This is a genomic window from Nocardia sp. NPDC006982, assembly GCF_042869435.1.
GTDB lineage: Bacteria > Actinomycetota > Actinomycetes > Mycobacteriales > Mycobacteriaceae > Nocardia.
The window spans coordinates 201,334-214,625 of the sequence record NZ_JBIAFV010000009.1 but is presented as its reverse complement, the minus strand read 5'-3'; the positions used below and the strand labels follow the sequence as shown (position 1 = coordinate 214,625).

The following is a 13,292-nucleotide window of genomic DNA, read 5'->3' as shown; positions in this document are numbered from 1 at the left end:
GCGGCGGGGCAGACTCGTTTACTCCGTGGCGAAGCCGACTGCGATACCGCGCGCGCCGAGCCAGGGCATCGGATCGATCGGTGCGCCCTCGCCCGAGTGGATTTCGTAGTGCAGGTGCGGGCCGGTGGAGAAGCCACGGTTGCCGACGGTGGCGATGACATCGCCTGCGCGCACCTGCTGACCGACGGTAGCGAGAATGTCGTTCACATGGCCGTAGATGCCGATGGTGCCGTCATCCTGCTGCACGCGCACCCAGAGGCCGAAGCCGGAGGCCGGACCCGCCTCGATGACGGTGCCGTCGGTGACCGCGGCGATCGGGGTCCCGATGGCGTCGGCGAAATCGAGGCCGGCGTGCAGCACACCCCAGCGCATGCCGAAGTTGGACGTCAGCATGCCCTCGATGGGGCGAACGGTGCGCGGCCGGGCCGCCTCGGTTGCGATGCGGTTCTGCTCCCAGATCACGGCCTCGGGCACGGTCTGCGGCATCTGGGCCTCGCGCGGGGTGGATGCGGCGAAGGTGACGGCCGCACTGGATCGGTCGGCCGATTGGTCGGTCTTTCCGGCCACCGCGTCGGGTTCCACGGCGGCCATGACACCGAGCGAGGCGCTGACGACGGCGGCTGCGGCGACCACTCGGGTTGCGGCGCGGTTGCGGCGTGAGCGGATCGGGCCGAGACGATATGGTAACGGTACGGTCACGGGCATGGCTAGAACGTACGGGACGGCCATTCGGGTCCCGTAATCCTGTGCCAACCGTCACATGTCAACAAAAGCCCAGTTGATTGATTACAACTCGATAACGACACGGTGCGTATGCATTGACGACCTGGCGTGATGCCGTAGTGCGTGGAGTTGACCGGCAAGATGCCGGTCGCTCACACTGTTTCAGTGGCGACTAATGGAGTTCAGGCCATCGAAGCGCTCGCCGACCCGACCCGCCGGGCCATTTTCGAGGCATTGCCGACGGCGCCGCTGTCGGTCGGCGATCTCGCGAAACTCGTCGGCGTAACCAGTTCGGCGGCTTCCCAGCATCTCCGTGTACTGCGCGAGGCCCGGCTGGTGATGGTGCGTCCGGACGGCAATCGGCGGCTGTACTTCTTGGATCCGCGCGGACTGGGCGAAGCGCGCGACTATCTGGAGCAGTTCTGGCCCAGCGCGCTGGCGGCCTACGCCGCGGCTTTGAGCAACGCCCGCTCCGAGGGCAACACCTGAATGCTCGTGGTCAACCCACGCGGCGATATGCCGTTCGCCCGCGAGTGTTTCCGCTGGCCGGCCATGCCCGCTTGGCGAGCTGCTTGTCGACCGCGCTGATCACCTCGGTGACGCCGATTCGCAGCAAACCGGGGTCGGGCGTATCGGCCATGGGATCGCCGAGCTGACCGGCCCACAGCACCGCATGCCTGCCGAGGAGATGTGGTGGCGGCCCGCCCCAGCGCGGCGGGGTCGGTCCGAACAGCAATACGGTCCGGGTTCCGAAGGCGGTGGCCAGATGAGCGACGCCGGTATCACCGCAGATCACGAGCGCGGCCTCGGCGACGGTGGCGGCGAGTTCGATGAGGTTCTGCTCGCCCGCGAGCACCCGGCCACCGGGTAGGCCCGCGCGGGCCGCGATATTCAGCGCGATATCGCGCTCGGACTCGTCACCGGTGAGGACCACTTCGCGACCGAGTACCAGCAGATGCCGTACGACCGCGGCGAACCGGTCCGGCGGCCAGCGGCGGGCCGGTGCGCCCGCTCCCACGTGCACCACGATGCAATTGCGGCGACTGATGGTCGCGACCGGTGGGACGAGTCCCAGATTGCGGCGATCGGCCACGATGCCGTCGGATTCGAGCAGATGGCACCAGCGCTCGACGTAATGCATATCCGTCTGCCATTCCGGGCCCCCCAGCTCTGGAAAGGCGGGATTGCGGTAGGAGAGGATGCGTCCGGGATCGGTCTTGGTGAGCGCGACGATGCTCTCGGCGCTCGGGCCGTGCAGATTCACCGCCAGTCCGGGTTCGGGAGCGTCCCAGCGCAGGTCACCGAGGTCCGAGGTGGGGATCATGGAGTCGACGGAGGCGATGAGGTCGACGATCGGCTTCAGGCGATGCGGAGCGGCGAGGACGATCTGATCGTGCGGTTTCGCCCGTCGCAGCGCGCGCAACGCGGGAACCGCGGTGAGCAGATCACCGAGGCCACGTGCCTGCAGCACGAGAACAACCGCCACCCTCTTCTCCTAGCCACCCGAGACTCGCGAACCCGACCCACCCGCTTCACCCCATGGATGCACACGACGAGAGCCACTTAGGGATGACTACCCGAGCCCTCTCGGCGATAAACGTGAGCGAGTAGCTCGTTATCGAGCCCACTGTCCGAGTCGGAGGACTAACCTCGGCGATGGCGGCTACTACCACCAAGGAGCGTTCCTATGACCTCCCGACTCAACCCGTACATCAGTTTTTCCGATTCGGCGCGCACCGCGTTGGAGTTCTATCGAGATGTGTTCGACGGCACGCTGACCATGCAGACTTTCGGGGATATGGGGGATAAGGACGCGCCCGGCGCGGATCTGATCATGCACGGCATGCTGGAAACGCCGAGCGGGTTCATGCTGATGGCTTCGGATACCCCGCCAGGTATGGAGTACAAACCAGGAAGCAGCATTTCGATCAGTCTCAGTGGTGACGCCCCCGATGAACTGCGCGGCTACTGGGACAAGCTGTCTGCCGGTGGCACCGTGACCGTGCCGTTGGAGAAGCAGATGTGGGGCGACGAATTCGGCATGTGCCTGGATCGCTTCGGTATCGCGTGGATGGTAAATATCGCGACACCCGCCTAGGGCGCGGCGATCGACCCATTCGAGCAAATGTTCAGAAAACCGCTGGCGCGAGGCATAGCATCACGCTATGACGACAAACAGCGTGCTAGAGGGTCCTCTGCAACGGGTTGCGCGCAGTGCGTGGCAAACGGTGCTGGTCACCGGCATCCTGTCGGTGATCCTCGGTGTGATGATCCTGGTCTGGCCCGATGTGACATTGGTGGCCGCGGGCATCATCTTCGGCATCTATCTGGTGGTGAGTGGCTTCCTGCAGTTGGTGGCCGCATTCGGCACGCACACCAGCACCGGAATCCGGGTGCTCGCGTTCATCAGCGGTGTGTTGTCGATCATCATCGGTATCTTCTGCTTCCGTGACGAGTTGGAATCGATTCTTTTGCTCGGCCTGTGGATCGGTATCGGCTGGCTGTTCCGCGGTGTCGCGCTGCTGATGGCGGCGATCTCCGAGCCTGCGCTGCCGGGGCGGGGCTGGGAGGGCTTCTTCGGGATCATCACCGCGATCGGTGGTGTGGTGCTGATCGTGTGGCCGGTCGCGTCGGTGGCGACGCTGGCATTGGTCGCGGGGTGGTGGCTGATCATCCTGGGCATCATGGAAATCGTCACCTCGTTCGGTGTTCGCAAGGATGCGAAAAAGCTCGCCGAGATCTGAGATCTCCGATTCCTGCGGCCGTCGCTATTGCGGCGGCCGCAGGCGTATTTCCGATGGGGGAGTGATGCTTTCGCCGTGGCGGCGCGGCTCGGGCCTTTCGATTTATGCCACGATATAGGGATGCCTAAGACGCTGCCCGCGCTGGATATGTCCGCGCCGATCTGTTGCACGCCGGTGGCGGCGGCCCCGGTCGACGATCGGGTCGCGCTGGAAGTGGCGTTGCGGTTGAAGGCACTGGCGGATCCGGTGCGAGTGAAATTGATGTCGCTGCTGTTGGCCGAGCGGGACGGCACGGTCAATACCCGCGAGCTGGCCGCCGCGGTGGCGCTGGCGGAGTCGACGGTGAGCCATCATCTGGGCCAATTGCGCGCCGCCGGTCTGGTGGAATCGGTGCGTCAGGGCATGACCGTGCAGCATGCGGCACGCCGGGATGCGTTGTCCGCCTTGTGTTTCGTACTCGACCCGGAGTGCTGTCGGTAGCAAGATGCCGCGCGATCCGGCTGCCGTGGCCGATCTGCTGTCGGTCTCCGGGCGGGGTTCGTTCCGAGGGCTAGTTTGCGATGATCGACGACATGTGCAGCGCCGCAATCGATTCGGGAGACAGCCCGAGCCGATCCTGCAGCACGGATTCGGTATGGTCTCCGAGCCGGGGGGCAGGGCGGGCGGGAATGTGCGCACCGTTCACCGAGATCGGGGAACCGGGGGCGAAGTATTCGCCGATCTCAGGTTGACGGAGCAGGGTGAACAGGGGATTCTCGGTGACGCGCGGGTCGGTCGCGAGTTCGTCGAAACTGCGGTAACGCTCCCAGAGCACCGATGTTTTCGCCAGGGCGGTGCCGATCTCCTCGGCGGGGCGGTCGCGGAACCACGGGGTGAACAGTCCGGTCAGTACGTCGCGATGACGGTAGCGCGTGCCCTCGTCGGTGAAGTCCGCCGCCAGCGCCGTGGAAAGCGCGTCCACGGCCGCGGTGCTGCCGGTCAGCTCGGTGAGATCACGAAAATGCCTGGGGGTCAGGGCGACCACCATGAAGGAGACGCCGTCGGCGCTGGTGAAGTGCTGACCGTACTGGCCGTAGATGGCATTGCCCGAGCGCGGGCGCTGCCGCCCGCACAGTGCTGCCTCGGTGAGGAAGCCGAGGTTGCCCACCATGGCCAGCGCGACATCTTCGAGCGGCAGGGTGATCCGGCTGCCCTGTCCGGTCGCGTCACGGTGGCGCACTGCCGCGGTGATCGCCAGCGCCGCGTACACACCGCAGAGCAGATCCCACGCGGGCAGGACATGATTGATCGGGCCCTCGTGATCGGCAGGTCCGGTGACGAGCGGAATTCCGGTGGCCGCGTTGACGGTGTAGTCGACGGCGGCCGAACCGTCGGCGCGGCCAAGTATTTCCAGCTGGATCAGGTCGGGCCGCGTGGCGGTGAGCGTGTCGTAGTCGAGCCAATCCCGTCCGGCGGCGTTGGTGAGCAGGATGCCGCCGCCGGTGATCAGGCGGGTGACGAGCGACTGTCCCGCCGGTGCGCGCAAATCGGCTGTGACGGAGCGCTTTCCCTTGTTGAGCCCGGTCCAATAGATGCTCTCGCCGTCGTCGGTGAGTGGCCATCGGCGGTAATCGGCCGCGCCGCCGATCGGGTCGACGCGGATGACCTCTGCGCCGAGCTGCGCCAGCGTCATACCCGCTAGCGGTGCGGCGACGAAGCTGGAGATCTCCACGATGGTCACACCGGCCAGCGGCTGCGCCGCGGAGGTCGCGGGATTCGGCATCTACATCATCCTCTCGCCGGCTACAACGGTGTCATACCGCTGACGAGCCAGTGGTCGTCGTGCTTCTCGACGGTGACGGTCACCCGGCTGGAACTGGTGGTCGGTGCGGGCACGGCGGTGCTGATGGTCACCTGGTCGATGAACATCAGCACCGTCACACGGTCGGTGGAGGCCGACAGTACGCCTGCGGATATCACCCGCGCTCTGGTGCTCACACCCTTCTCCTTGACCACCGGCACGATCGTCTTGTTCACCAGATTGCGGTAGTCGTCCTGGAACGAGCCGGTGAGTCCCGCCACGGTGGCGAGATCCTTGTCGACCGTGGCCGAGGTGTAACTGAGCATTGCCGCGACTGTTTCGCGGGCGGTGGTCGGTGCGTCCCGGCGGGCGGCGGCCGTGGCGGCGTCGTGGCGGTTGTCTCGCACGAGCAGTACCGCGGCCACGGTCAGTGCCACGATCACGGCTGTCAGCAGCGGAATCATGCTGAGCCGCACAATGTTTCGCAGGGCGGTTACGGATCGATCGGTCATGGCACGAACTCCACGTCGGACACCTTCGGGGTGCCGTCGACTTCCTTGATCTGCACGCTGAACCGGTAGGAACGCTCTTCCTGCTGCCGAGTCTGCGTATTGGTGACCTGTGCGTTCGCGGCGACGATGACGGTGACCGCGCCGTCGTCCGGAGCCTCGGCGCCGTCGTCGGCGGCGATGGCCGCGGCGACGACCTCGCCGGTGGATGACACGTCGGCATCTCGGATGGCCTTCAGGTAGTTCCCGGACTGGCTGTGCAGTTCGTCCGCGAACGGCGCGGTGGTGATATCGCTGAGGCGGGCGAAGTCCGAATCGGCGCTGTCACGTCGGATATTGATCAAGGCGGTGACACCGCGCCGGGCGGTGTCGACGATGGCGGCCTGGTGATTCGCGGCGGCCTCGGTCCGCCGATGCTCGCGCAGCGCCAGTGCCGTCACCGTGGTCGCGGCGAGGAGCGCGGCGACGGCGAGCACTACCGCAGCGGTGCGAAAACTCTTGCGCTCCAGCTTCGGACGAGCGAACCGCAGTCGCCGGGGTTTCGGCTCCGACGGTGGTTTGCCCGCGCATGGCGTTGTATCAGTGCTCGTCACGGCATCCGGGGGATCCGGGGACTCGCTCGGTGGCCCGGTCGGCCGGGTCGCCCGCCGACGCCGCGGCGGTTCGGTCACCAACGCGGTCGCAGTGTCGGTCGCGGTCAGGGAATCGGAGCGGTCAACAGTGAGGTCCATGACGATTCCTGGGAGTCTGGTCGGTTGATGTCGATGTGGCGGTAAGGGTTTCCGTCCGGTGTCACGTACATGGGGCTGCCGGGCAGATAGTGGGCGACTCCCGCGGGCGCGGGTGAGGGGCTCAACTCGAACGGCCCATTTTTTCCGGAGGGCGGTATCACCCCATTACGGCACTGCTCCGGGGTGGCGGCGCGCACGCCCGGATTTTCCAGGCACGGCAGGTTCCGCGTGCCGCGCACGGCGAACTGCGAATCCTGCGGAACATTGCAGTACAGATTGGGCGGGGTATCGGGGGTACTGGTGTCGGTGGGGCTGCGGCGTTCGTCGGCGGGCAAATATCCGGTGGTGCAGGCGGCGGGATCCTGAACTTCCACGGAGAAGACGACATTGGCGCCGCCGTCGGCTGCGCCGCGCGCACCGGCGGTGTTCTCGGCTGCGATCAGCGGCGGCAGCAGGACCAGGATCTGTTCGATGGCGGGGTTGTAGGTCAGGGCGACCTGTCCCACGGTGGTCAAATTGGCCAGCAGCAGCGGCAGTGTCGGTGCCAGGTTCTGGAACAGCCGGTTGGCATCGTCGGCCGTGGCCGGACCGCGTTCGAGGATATTGCGCACGGCGGGGTCGGCGGTGCGGAGCTGTTCGGTGAGATAGGCCAGATTCGCGGTCCAATCACGGATTTCGGCGTTGCTGACCACCTGGGTGTTCAGCAGCGGGGTGAGTTGCTGGACGAGGGTGGTGAGGGCGTCGCCATTGGCGGCCATGGCGTCGACAAAGGTTACGGTGGAGTCCAACAGGCTCGCCAGATCCTTTCCCGCACCGCCGAATCCGCGCGCGGACTCATCGAGCACCGTGTGCAGGGTGTCGGGTGGGAGCGAGGCGAGGATCGCGCGTGTCTGTTCCAGGATGGGGCCGATCCGGTCGGCGATCCGCGCGCGGTCGACGGCGATCGTATCGCCATCGCGCAGGAACGGCCCGTGATCGACCGTGGGTTGCAGATCGACGTACTGTTCGCCGATCGCCGACATACTGCGGACCCGTGCGGTCAGGTCGGCGGGTACGGCGACCGAGTCGATGAGCGACAGCGTCGCGGTGACTCCGGTGGGTGCCAGGTCGACGGAGGTGACGCGGCCGATCGTACGGCCGTCGTAGGTGACATTGGCATTGCGATAAAGTCCACCGGCCCTTGGCAATTCGGCGGTGACGCGGTAGCGGCCGATATCGAGCGCCGCCGGAATCCGGAGATAGTAGATGCCGGTGAAAGTCGTCGACACCAGCGCGATGATCGTGAAGACGATCAGCTGGTTGCGGACGAGGCGAGAAGTACGCCCGCCCGTCGAGTCGGTGCTCACCGGCCGCCTCCGGTCGCCGGTGGGGCGGCAAATGGAGTACCGAACAGCAGCCCCTGCTGCAGCCGCGGCAGCGTGAGATCCGCTTCCGCCCACAGATTCATGTAGTCGCCGTGGATGCCGTTCGTGATGGAGATCGGCGGGAACGGGAAGGTGGCGAGCTGGTTGATATTGGCGACGAGATCGTCCCCGGTCGCGGCGATCTGCTGGAGGGTCGGTGCAAGGTTGGCCAGGTTCTGCTTCAGGTCTCCGTGGATCTGTCGCACCAGTGCGGTTCCGGCGTCGCCGAATCGAGTCAGTGCGGCGAAGGCATCGGTGAGGTCGCGCCGCTGTGCGTTGAGCACGCCGAGCGCGGGGTCGATGGCGGCGACGGCTCGACCGATGGTGTCGTTGTCACCGGACAGGTGAGCGGCGAACCTGTCGAGGTTGTCCAGGGTGGTGGTGATCGCGTCTCGCTGCGAATCCAACTCGCCCAGTAGCGTATTCATTCCATCGAGCACATTGCCGATCGAGTCTTCGTGTCCGGCAATTGCTTTGGCGGCCTCGGTGACGATGGTCTGCAGATGTCCCAGTCCACCGCCGTTGAGCACCATGGACAGCGCCGCGAGCGTCTGCTCGGTGGTGGGATAGCTGCCCGCTCGCTCCAGCGGGATCACACTGCCCTCGATCAGCGTGCCGCGCGGGTCGGCCGGTGCGGTGAGTTCGATGTGGGTCGAGCCCAGCAGGCTGGTCTGCCCGATTTTGGCAGTGGCATTGGCCGGCAGCACGACGGAACCGTTGAGCGCCACGGTTACTCGCGCGTGCCAGTCCTCGGTGGTGATTGTCATGATGGTGCCGACTTCCACATCGTCGACCAGTACCGGTGAGTTCGGCGTGATGGTGGTGACGTCCGGCATCTCGATGACCACGTGGTAGCTGCCGGGGCCGTGGCCCTGCGTCCCGGGTAGCGGCAGTGAATTCAATCCGGTCCACTGGCATCCGGATACCGTGGCGCACAGTACGATTCCGCACAGCAGCGCTACGGGACGGCGGGCCGTGCTCATCGCGGCTGTCCCGGCAGCAGGATCTGCTGCAATTGCGGTGGGCTGTAAACGAGTTGGCCGGGACCCACGCCGGTGCCGGTGGACGGGTTGATGCTCACCGGCGGGTAGTTCATCCGCAGCGTGTTCAGTAGCGGCCCGAGGTATTGCGCGCACAGCTGGGCTCCTTGCTCGGAGGTGGCGTTCGCGAGGGCGGCGATGCCGCCGCAGATGAAATTGATGGGATTGCCGAAATTTTGGGGTCCCGGAACGCCGGTCATCGCGCCCTGCCCGGGGTTGTAGGTGTTGTAGTAGTTCGACAGCGCGGTGGGCGCGCGGTGCAGCACGGTTTCCAGCGCATCGCGCTGGGCCACGATCACATCGGTGGCGTCGACGAGCCGGCGCACCTGTGTGGTGAGCCCATCACGATGCTCGGTGACGAATGCCTGGATATCGCCGATGGCGGTGTCCAGGGTGCCCAGCGCGGTCGACAGATCGCTGCGGTTGCCCGCCAGCACCTCGGTGACCGATGCCAGCCGACCCTGGAATACGACTATCTGCTGCTCGCTGGCCGCCAGCGCGGTGGTGAACGCCTGCAGGTTGCGCACGGTGCCGAACAGGTCCGCGCTGCCCGCGGACAACGTCGCCATGGTGGTGGAGAGTTGATCGAGGCTGGACCGCAGGGTGTCGCCGTTGCCGTTCATCGCCGCGGCGGCGGATCCGAGAAATCGGGCGCCGGGTCCGGTGGGGTCATCGGACCGCGGCGCGAGCGCGCCGGTGACCCGAGACAGTTGCTCCTCCACCTGATCCCATTCGACCGGTACAGCGGTGCGGTCCACCGGGATGTCGACCCCACGAGGGGCGCTGGGTCCGCCGGTCCAGGCGGGGGTGAGCTGGATGAACCGAGCGGCGACGAGGCTCTGGGCCATGATCACGGCCTTCACGTCGCCCGGTAACCGCAGCGACCGCGGCAGTCGCATGCGCACCGTGAGTTCGGTGCCGTGCGGCTCGATTGCTTCGATGGTGCCCACCTTCACCCCGACCACGCGAACCTCGTCACCGACGTACAGACCGCTGGTGGAGGTGAAATGCGCGGTGACGCTGTAATAGCGTGACCGCTGAACGGTGTCGTATCCGGCGACCACGACGGCGAGCGCCAGCGCGGCGGCGGTGAGTCGGAGCAACCACCGGCTGCGGGCGCCGGGTCGAATTCGGAAGGCGCCGGGGCGAATTCGGGCGATCATCGGACCTGCGGGATCGGTAGGGGCGCTGGCGGAAGACCGAGCACCGTATTGATCAGGGGCTGTGTGTAGTCGGCGGGTACGAGGTTCTGCAGGTATGCGTAGAAGTAGGGGCCGCTCGCCACGGCGTCGCCGAGCGTGCCGATATATGTGGACAGCCCTTGGATGCTCTTTGCCACGTTGTCGCGATTGTTGTTCAGCACCGTGAGAACCTGCCCGAGCTTGTCCAGGGCCGGTGCCAGGTCGGCATCGGTGTCGTGCACCAAGCCGGACAGTTGCCGCGACAACTGGTCGATTCCGGTGATGAGCCCGCCCAGCGCCCCGCTGCGGGCCTGTAATTCCCCGAGCAGCGAATTGCCGTCGAGCAGCAGGGAATTCACCTGCGGCCCGCGCTTCGCCAGTGCCGATGTCACCTGCTCGGCACCGGCGAGCAGGCCACGCAACGCGGCATCGCGCTGGTTGACCGATTCGGCGAGGCGTCGCATCCCGTCGAGTGCGGGTCGCACCTGCGGTGCGGCCGCCGAGAGGACATCGGAGGCGCTGTCGAGCGCGCGGGTCAACTGGTCGAGGTCGATATCCCGGATGGTTGTGGTGGCCTCGTTGAGGATGGTCGGCAGCGTGTAACCGGAACGGGTCCGGTCGAGTGGGATGGTGTCGCCGGTGCGCAGCCGCCCCACGCCGGCGGGAACCAGTTCGACGGCGCGCCGACCGAGCAGTGAGGTGGTCTTGATGGTGGCGGTGGTCGCGTCGCCGAGTGCGATATCCGGGTAGGCGGTGAACGTGACGCGCGCGTGACCGCCGTCCATCGTGATGTCGGTGACAGTGCCGATCCGCACTCCCGCGGCCGAAACGTCGTCGTCGACGTGCAGACCGCTCGCGTCGTCGAACAGCGCCCCGTACCGCAGGTGCTGGGCGCTGAGCAGCGGGATCTTGTCGAATTGCAGTGAGACCGAACAGATCGCCGCGGTGAGGACGATGCCGATGAGGCCGATGCGACCGGCTTCGCGCTGGGAGAGTCGATTCATTTCCGTGCGCACCTGCCGGTCTGCTGGTCGGTCATCTCGATGACCACCGGGCGGCCGTCCGCGCCGGTCAATTTGAACGACAGGCCGCACAGATAGAAGTTGAAGAAGGACCCGTAGGTGCCCATGCGGATCAGCTTGCGATAGTCGTCCGGGAGCCGGTTCAGTACCTCGTCCAGGGTGTCGATGTGGTTGGTGGTCGGTGTGAGCGCGGCGTTCAACTGGCTGACCGTCGCGGACAGATCGGGGCGCACATCGGCGAGCAGGCCGGTGAACGCGTCGGCGGCGCCGTCGAGGCTGTCGACCGCGTGACCGAGGATGCCCCGGTCCTGCGCCAGACCCGACACCAGCTGCTGCAGATGGTCCAGCGTGCTGCTGAATTGGTCGCCCCGCGAAGCGATTTCGTTGAGAACCGTATTCAGGTTGGTGATCACCCGCCCGATGACCTGATCGCGATCGGCCAGCGTGCTGGTCACCGAACCGACCCGGGTCAGCACATCCGCGATGGTTCCCGCGCGACCCTGGAAGATCTTCAGCAATGCCATCGATAGCTCGTTGACCTGTCGCGGGTCCAGCGCTTGCAGCAGCGGATGGAATCCGCCGAGCAGGGCGTCCAGATCGAGGGCGGGCGCGGTGTTCGGCGGTTGGATGGTTCCGCCCACCGGCAGTTGCGTGGGGTCCGGGCCGCGCTGCAGTTCGAGGTAGCGGTTGCCGACGAGGTCCTCGTATCGGATGGCGGCCCGCGTGGACGTGGTCGGCCGGTCGTTCGTGGTGATCGAGAAGTCGACGTGGGCCCGGTGGTCCGCGCCGTAGCGCACCGCGCCGACCGATCCGACCGGAACCCCCGCGATGCGGACCTTCGCGCCGGTACGCATTCCGGACGCGTCGGTGAACACCGCGTGATAGGTCCGCGAGCCTCCGGCGTCGACCTGCGTGAACACTAGGATCATCGCGCCGTTCACCAGGACCATGACCAGCACGAAGATGCCCAATTTCAGTACTCGCGACCGGTTCACCGGCCACCCCCGAGACCCAGCAGGTAGCTGACGAGGTCCGGGGTCCGCAGTCCGATCGCCTGCCGCGACGGATCGTACGGATTCGCGCCGGTGTCGGTGACCATGTACGGCACGTTGACGACCGGGTCGGTGTAGGGCAACCCCATACAGTTCGGCCCGCCGGTCGCGTTGACCTTGGGTAGGTCTTCCGGATAGTGGTACGGCGTCGCGCCCGGTATCAGCCCGGCGAACATCTTGATGCCCGGCTGCCCGGTGTAGGCGGCGGGGTTGGCTTCGTTGCCCGCAGTGATTCCCTTGAACACGCAAGGGATTTCGGGCGAGTACAAGGCCAGCAGTGCGGTGGTGGGGTCCAGCAGCCGCAGTACGTCCGCGAGACCGGAACCGTTGTGCGCCAGCAGATCCGAGCCGGTATTCGAGACGGTCTCTGTGCTGCCGAGCAGCACCGAGAGTTGGCGCTGCTCGTCGACCACCGAGTGGCTCGTCGTGGTGAGGGCGTCCAGCGTGCGCAGCAGATCCGGCGCGATGTCGGCGTAGAGCTCCGTGGTGGGTGCCGCAGTGCGCAGCAACTCGGCGAATCCGGGATCGGCGGCATTCAATTGAGCGAGCACACCGGCGGTGTGGTCGATTGCCGCGCCGAGCCGGTCACCGCGACCCTGCAGTGCCGTCGCCAGCGCGCCGAGGGTCGCCTCGAGTTGCGCGGGGTCGACCACGCGCAGCAGGTTGGTGAGTTGCTCGAAGACGGTATTGATTTCGACGGTGACGCGCGAAATGTCGATCTCCGCGCCGGGAGCCAGCCGTTCGACGGCGGCCGGGTGCGGCGCGTCGAGGCTGACGAACTTCGCGCCGAAGACGGTATTGGAGGTGATCTCGGCGGTGACATCGGCCGGAATCGACGTCAGCGCCGAGCGATGCACGCGCAGCGTCAGCCGGGCCTGATCGGAGCCGTACTCGATCGCCGTCACGTCGCCGACCTCGACGCCGGTCATAGCGACCTTCGCGCCGGGGTCCATGACCAGCCCGGCACGATCGGCGATCACCGTCACCGTCACCCAGTCGGCGAAGCGCTGCTGGTAGCTGCCCAGCACCAGCCAGCCGACGCCCCCCGTCACGACCACCAGCCCGAGCACCGCGAGTTTCAGCATTACTTGCTGCACCATTGCATCC

Annotated in this window: 15 protein-coding genes; 4 read left to right on the top strand and 11 right to left on the bottom strand. The window is 66.4% G+C overall.

The genetic code is table 11. The features are described 5' to 3' along the window. Positions 1–18: 18 nt before the first annotated feature. A complete protein-coding gene (locus ACFYOW_RS31635) occupies positions 19–705 on the bottom strand; it encodes a M23 family metallopeptidase (protein ID WP_387293733.1) in 687 nt (228 codons plus the stop codon). A gap of 159 nt (positions 706–864) precedes the next feature. Here ACFYOW_RS31635 and ACFYOW_RS31630 point away from each other — a divergent pair, with 159 nt between their 5' ends. After that, positions 865–1,212 (top strand): ArsR/SmtB family transcription factor, encoded by a 348-nt coding sequence (locus tag ACFYOW_RS31630; protein ID WP_387293732.1) that lies wholly within the window; start codon positions 865–867, stop codon positions 1,210–1,212. Positions 1,213–1,222: 10 nt separating this feature from the next. Here the strand turns inward: ACFYOW_RS31630 and ACFYOW_RS31625 are convergent, their stop codons facing one another. Then, positions 1,223–2,209, bottom strand: a complete 987-nt coding sequence (locus tag ACFYOW_RS31625; RefSeq protein WP_387293731.1) for a glycosyltransferase family 9 protein — start codon at positions 2,207–2,209, stop codon at positions 1,223–1,225. Between the two features lie 201 nt (positions 2,210–2,410). Between ACFYOW_RS31625 and ACFYOW_RS31620 the strand changes: the two genes are divergently transcribed. From ACFYOW_RS31620 to ACFYOW_RS31610, 3 genes are all read left to right on the top strand, one after another. Continuing rightward, entirely contained in the window at positions 2,411–2,821 is a 411-nt protein-coding gene (locus ACFYOW_RS31620; RefSeq protein ID WP_387293730.1) for a VOC family protein, read from the top strand. Between the two features lie 67 nt (positions 2,822–2,888). Beyond that, entirely contained in the window at positions 2,889–3,467 is a 579-nt protein-coding gene (locus tag ACFYOW_RS31615; protein ID WP_387293729.1) for an HdeD family acid-resistance protein, read from the top strand. Positions 3,468–3,587: 120 nt separating this feature from the next. Continuing rightward, the gene (locus ACFYOW_RS31610) at positions 3,588–3,947 is read left to right on the top strand and encodes an Rv2640c family ArsR-like transcriptional regulator (protein ID WP_387293728.1); all 360 of its coding nucleotides are present in this window, start codon (positions 3,588–3,590) and stop codon (positions 3,945–3,947) included. Positions 3,948–4,017: 70 nt separating this feature from the next. Here ACFYOW_RS31610 and ACFYOW_RS31605 read toward each other — a convergent pair whose 3' ends face one another. From ACFYOW_RS31605 to ACFYOW_RS31565, 9 genes are read right to left on the bottom strand one after another with little or no spacing between them, the layout of a single operon-like run. Then, complete coding sequence (locus ACFYOW_RS31605) at positions 4,018–5,229, bottom strand: CoA transferase (RefSeq protein WP_387293727.1); 1,212 nt, start codon at positions 5,227–5,229, stop codon at positions 4,018–4,020. Between the two features lie 20 nt (positions 5,230–5,249). Further along, complete coding sequence (locus ACFYOW_RS31600; protein WP_387293726.1) at positions 5,250–5,759, bottom strand: hypothetical protein; 510 nt, start codon at positions 5,757–5,759, stop codon at positions 5,250–5,252. Then, the gene (locus tag ACFYOW_RS31595) at positions 5,756–6,487 is read right to left on the bottom strand and encodes a hypothetical protein (protein ID WP_387293725.1); all 732 of its coding nucleotides are present in this window, start codon (positions 6,485–6,487) and stop codon (positions 5,756–5,758) included. Before ACFYOW_RS31595 ends, ACFYOW_RS31600 begins: the two co-directional genes overlap by 4 nt. Continuing rightward, a complete protein-coding gene (locus ACFYOW_RS31590; protein ID WP_387293724.1) occupies positions 6,454–7,833 on the bottom strand; it encodes an MCE family protein in 1,380 nt (459 codons plus the stop codon). Before ACFYOW_RS31590 ends, ACFYOW_RS31595 begins: the two co-directional genes overlap by 34 nt. Then, positions 7,830–8,873 carry an MCE family protein gene (locus ACFYOW_RS31585; RefSeq protein ID WP_387293723.1) on the bottom strand — a complete coding sequence of 348 codons (1,044 nt, stop codon included), beginning with the start codon at positions 8,871–8,873 and terminating at the stop codon, positions 7,830–7,832. Before ACFYOW_RS31585 ends, ACFYOW_RS31590 begins: the two co-directional genes overlap by 4 nt. Next, entirely contained in the window at positions 8,870–10,093 is a 1,224-nt protein-coding gene (locus ACFYOW_RS31580) for an MCE family protein (protein ID WP_387293722.1), read from the bottom strand. Before ACFYOW_RS31580 ends, ACFYOW_RS31585 begins: the two co-directional genes overlap by 4 nt. Further along, on the bottom strand, positions 10,090–11,115 hold the full coding sequence (locus ACFYOW_RS31575) for an MCE family protein (protein ID WP_387293721.1): 1,026 nt from the start codon (positions 11,113–11,115) through the stop codon (positions 10,090–10,092). The genes ACFYOW_RS31580 and ACFYOW_RS31575 overlap by 4 nt, the downstream gene beginning before the upstream one ends. After that, a complete protein-coding gene (locus tag ACFYOW_RS31570) occupies positions 11,112–12,128 on the bottom strand; it encodes an MCE family protein (protein WP_387293720.1) in 1,017 nt (338 codons plus the stop codon). Before ACFYOW_RS31570 ends, ACFYOW_RS31575 begins: the two co-directional genes overlap by 4 nt. After that, positions 12,125–13,285, bottom strand: a complete 1,161-nt coding sequence (locus ACFYOW_RS31565) for an MCE family protein (protein ID WP_387293719.1) — start codon at positions 13,283–13,285, stop codon at positions 12,125–12,127. Before ACFYOW_RS31565 ends, ACFYOW_RS31570 begins: the two co-directional genes overlap by 4 nt. Positions 13,286–13,292: the final 7 nt, after the last annotated feature.

Bases quoted from the DNA above. Each gene is read 5' to 3' on its own strand.
- ACFYOW_RS31635 (WP_387293733.1), bottom strand. From the start codon at position 705: ATGCCCGTGACCGTACCGTTACCATATCGTCTCGGCCCGATCCGCTCA.
- ACFYOW_RS31630 (WP_387293732.1), top strand. From the start codon at position 865: ATGCCGGTCGCTCACACTGTTTCAGTGGCGACTAATGGAGTTCAGGCC.
- ACFYOW_RS31620 (WP_387293730.1), top strand. From the start codon at position 2,411: ATGACCTCCCGACTCAACCCGTACATCAGTTTTTCCGATTCGGCGCGC.
- ACFYOW_RS31615 (WP_387293729.1), top strand. From the start codon at position 2,889: ATGACGACAAACAGCGTGCTAGAGGGTCCTCTGCAACGGGTTGCGCGC.
- ACFYOW_RS31610 (WP_387293728.1), top strand. From the start codon at position 3,588: ATGCCTAAGACGCTGCCCGCGCTGGATATGTCCGCGCCGATCTGTTGC.
- ACFYOW_RS31605 (WP_387293727.1), bottom strand. From the start codon at position 5,229: ATGCCGAATCCCGCGACCTCCGCGGCGCAGCCGCTGGCCGGTGTGACC.
- ACFYOW_RS31600 (WP_387293726.1), bottom strand. From the start codon at position 5,759: ATGACCGATCGATCCGTAACCGCCCTGCGAAACATTGTGCGGCTCAGC.
- ACFYOW_RS31595 (WP_387293725.1), bottom strand. From the start codon at position 6,487: ATGGACCTCACTGTTGACCGCTCCGATTCCCTGACCGCGACCGACACT.
- ACFYOW_RS31585 (WP_387293723.1), bottom strand. From the start codon at position 8,873: ATGAGCACGGCCCGCCGTCCCGTAGCGCTGCTGTGCGGAATCGTACTG.
- ACFYOW_RS31580 (WP_387293722.1), bottom strand. From the start codon at position 10,093: ATGATCGCCCGAATTCGCCCCGGCGCCTTCCGAATTCGACCCGGCGCC.
- ACFYOW_RS31575 (WP_387293721.1), bottom strand. From the start codon at position 11,115: ATGAATCGACTCTCCCAGCGCGAAGCCGGTCGCATCGGCCTCATCGGC.
- ACFYOW_RS31565 (WP_387293719.1), bottom strand. From the start codon at position 13,285: ATGGTGCAGCAAGTAATGCTGAAACTCGCGGTGCTCGGGCTGGTGGTC.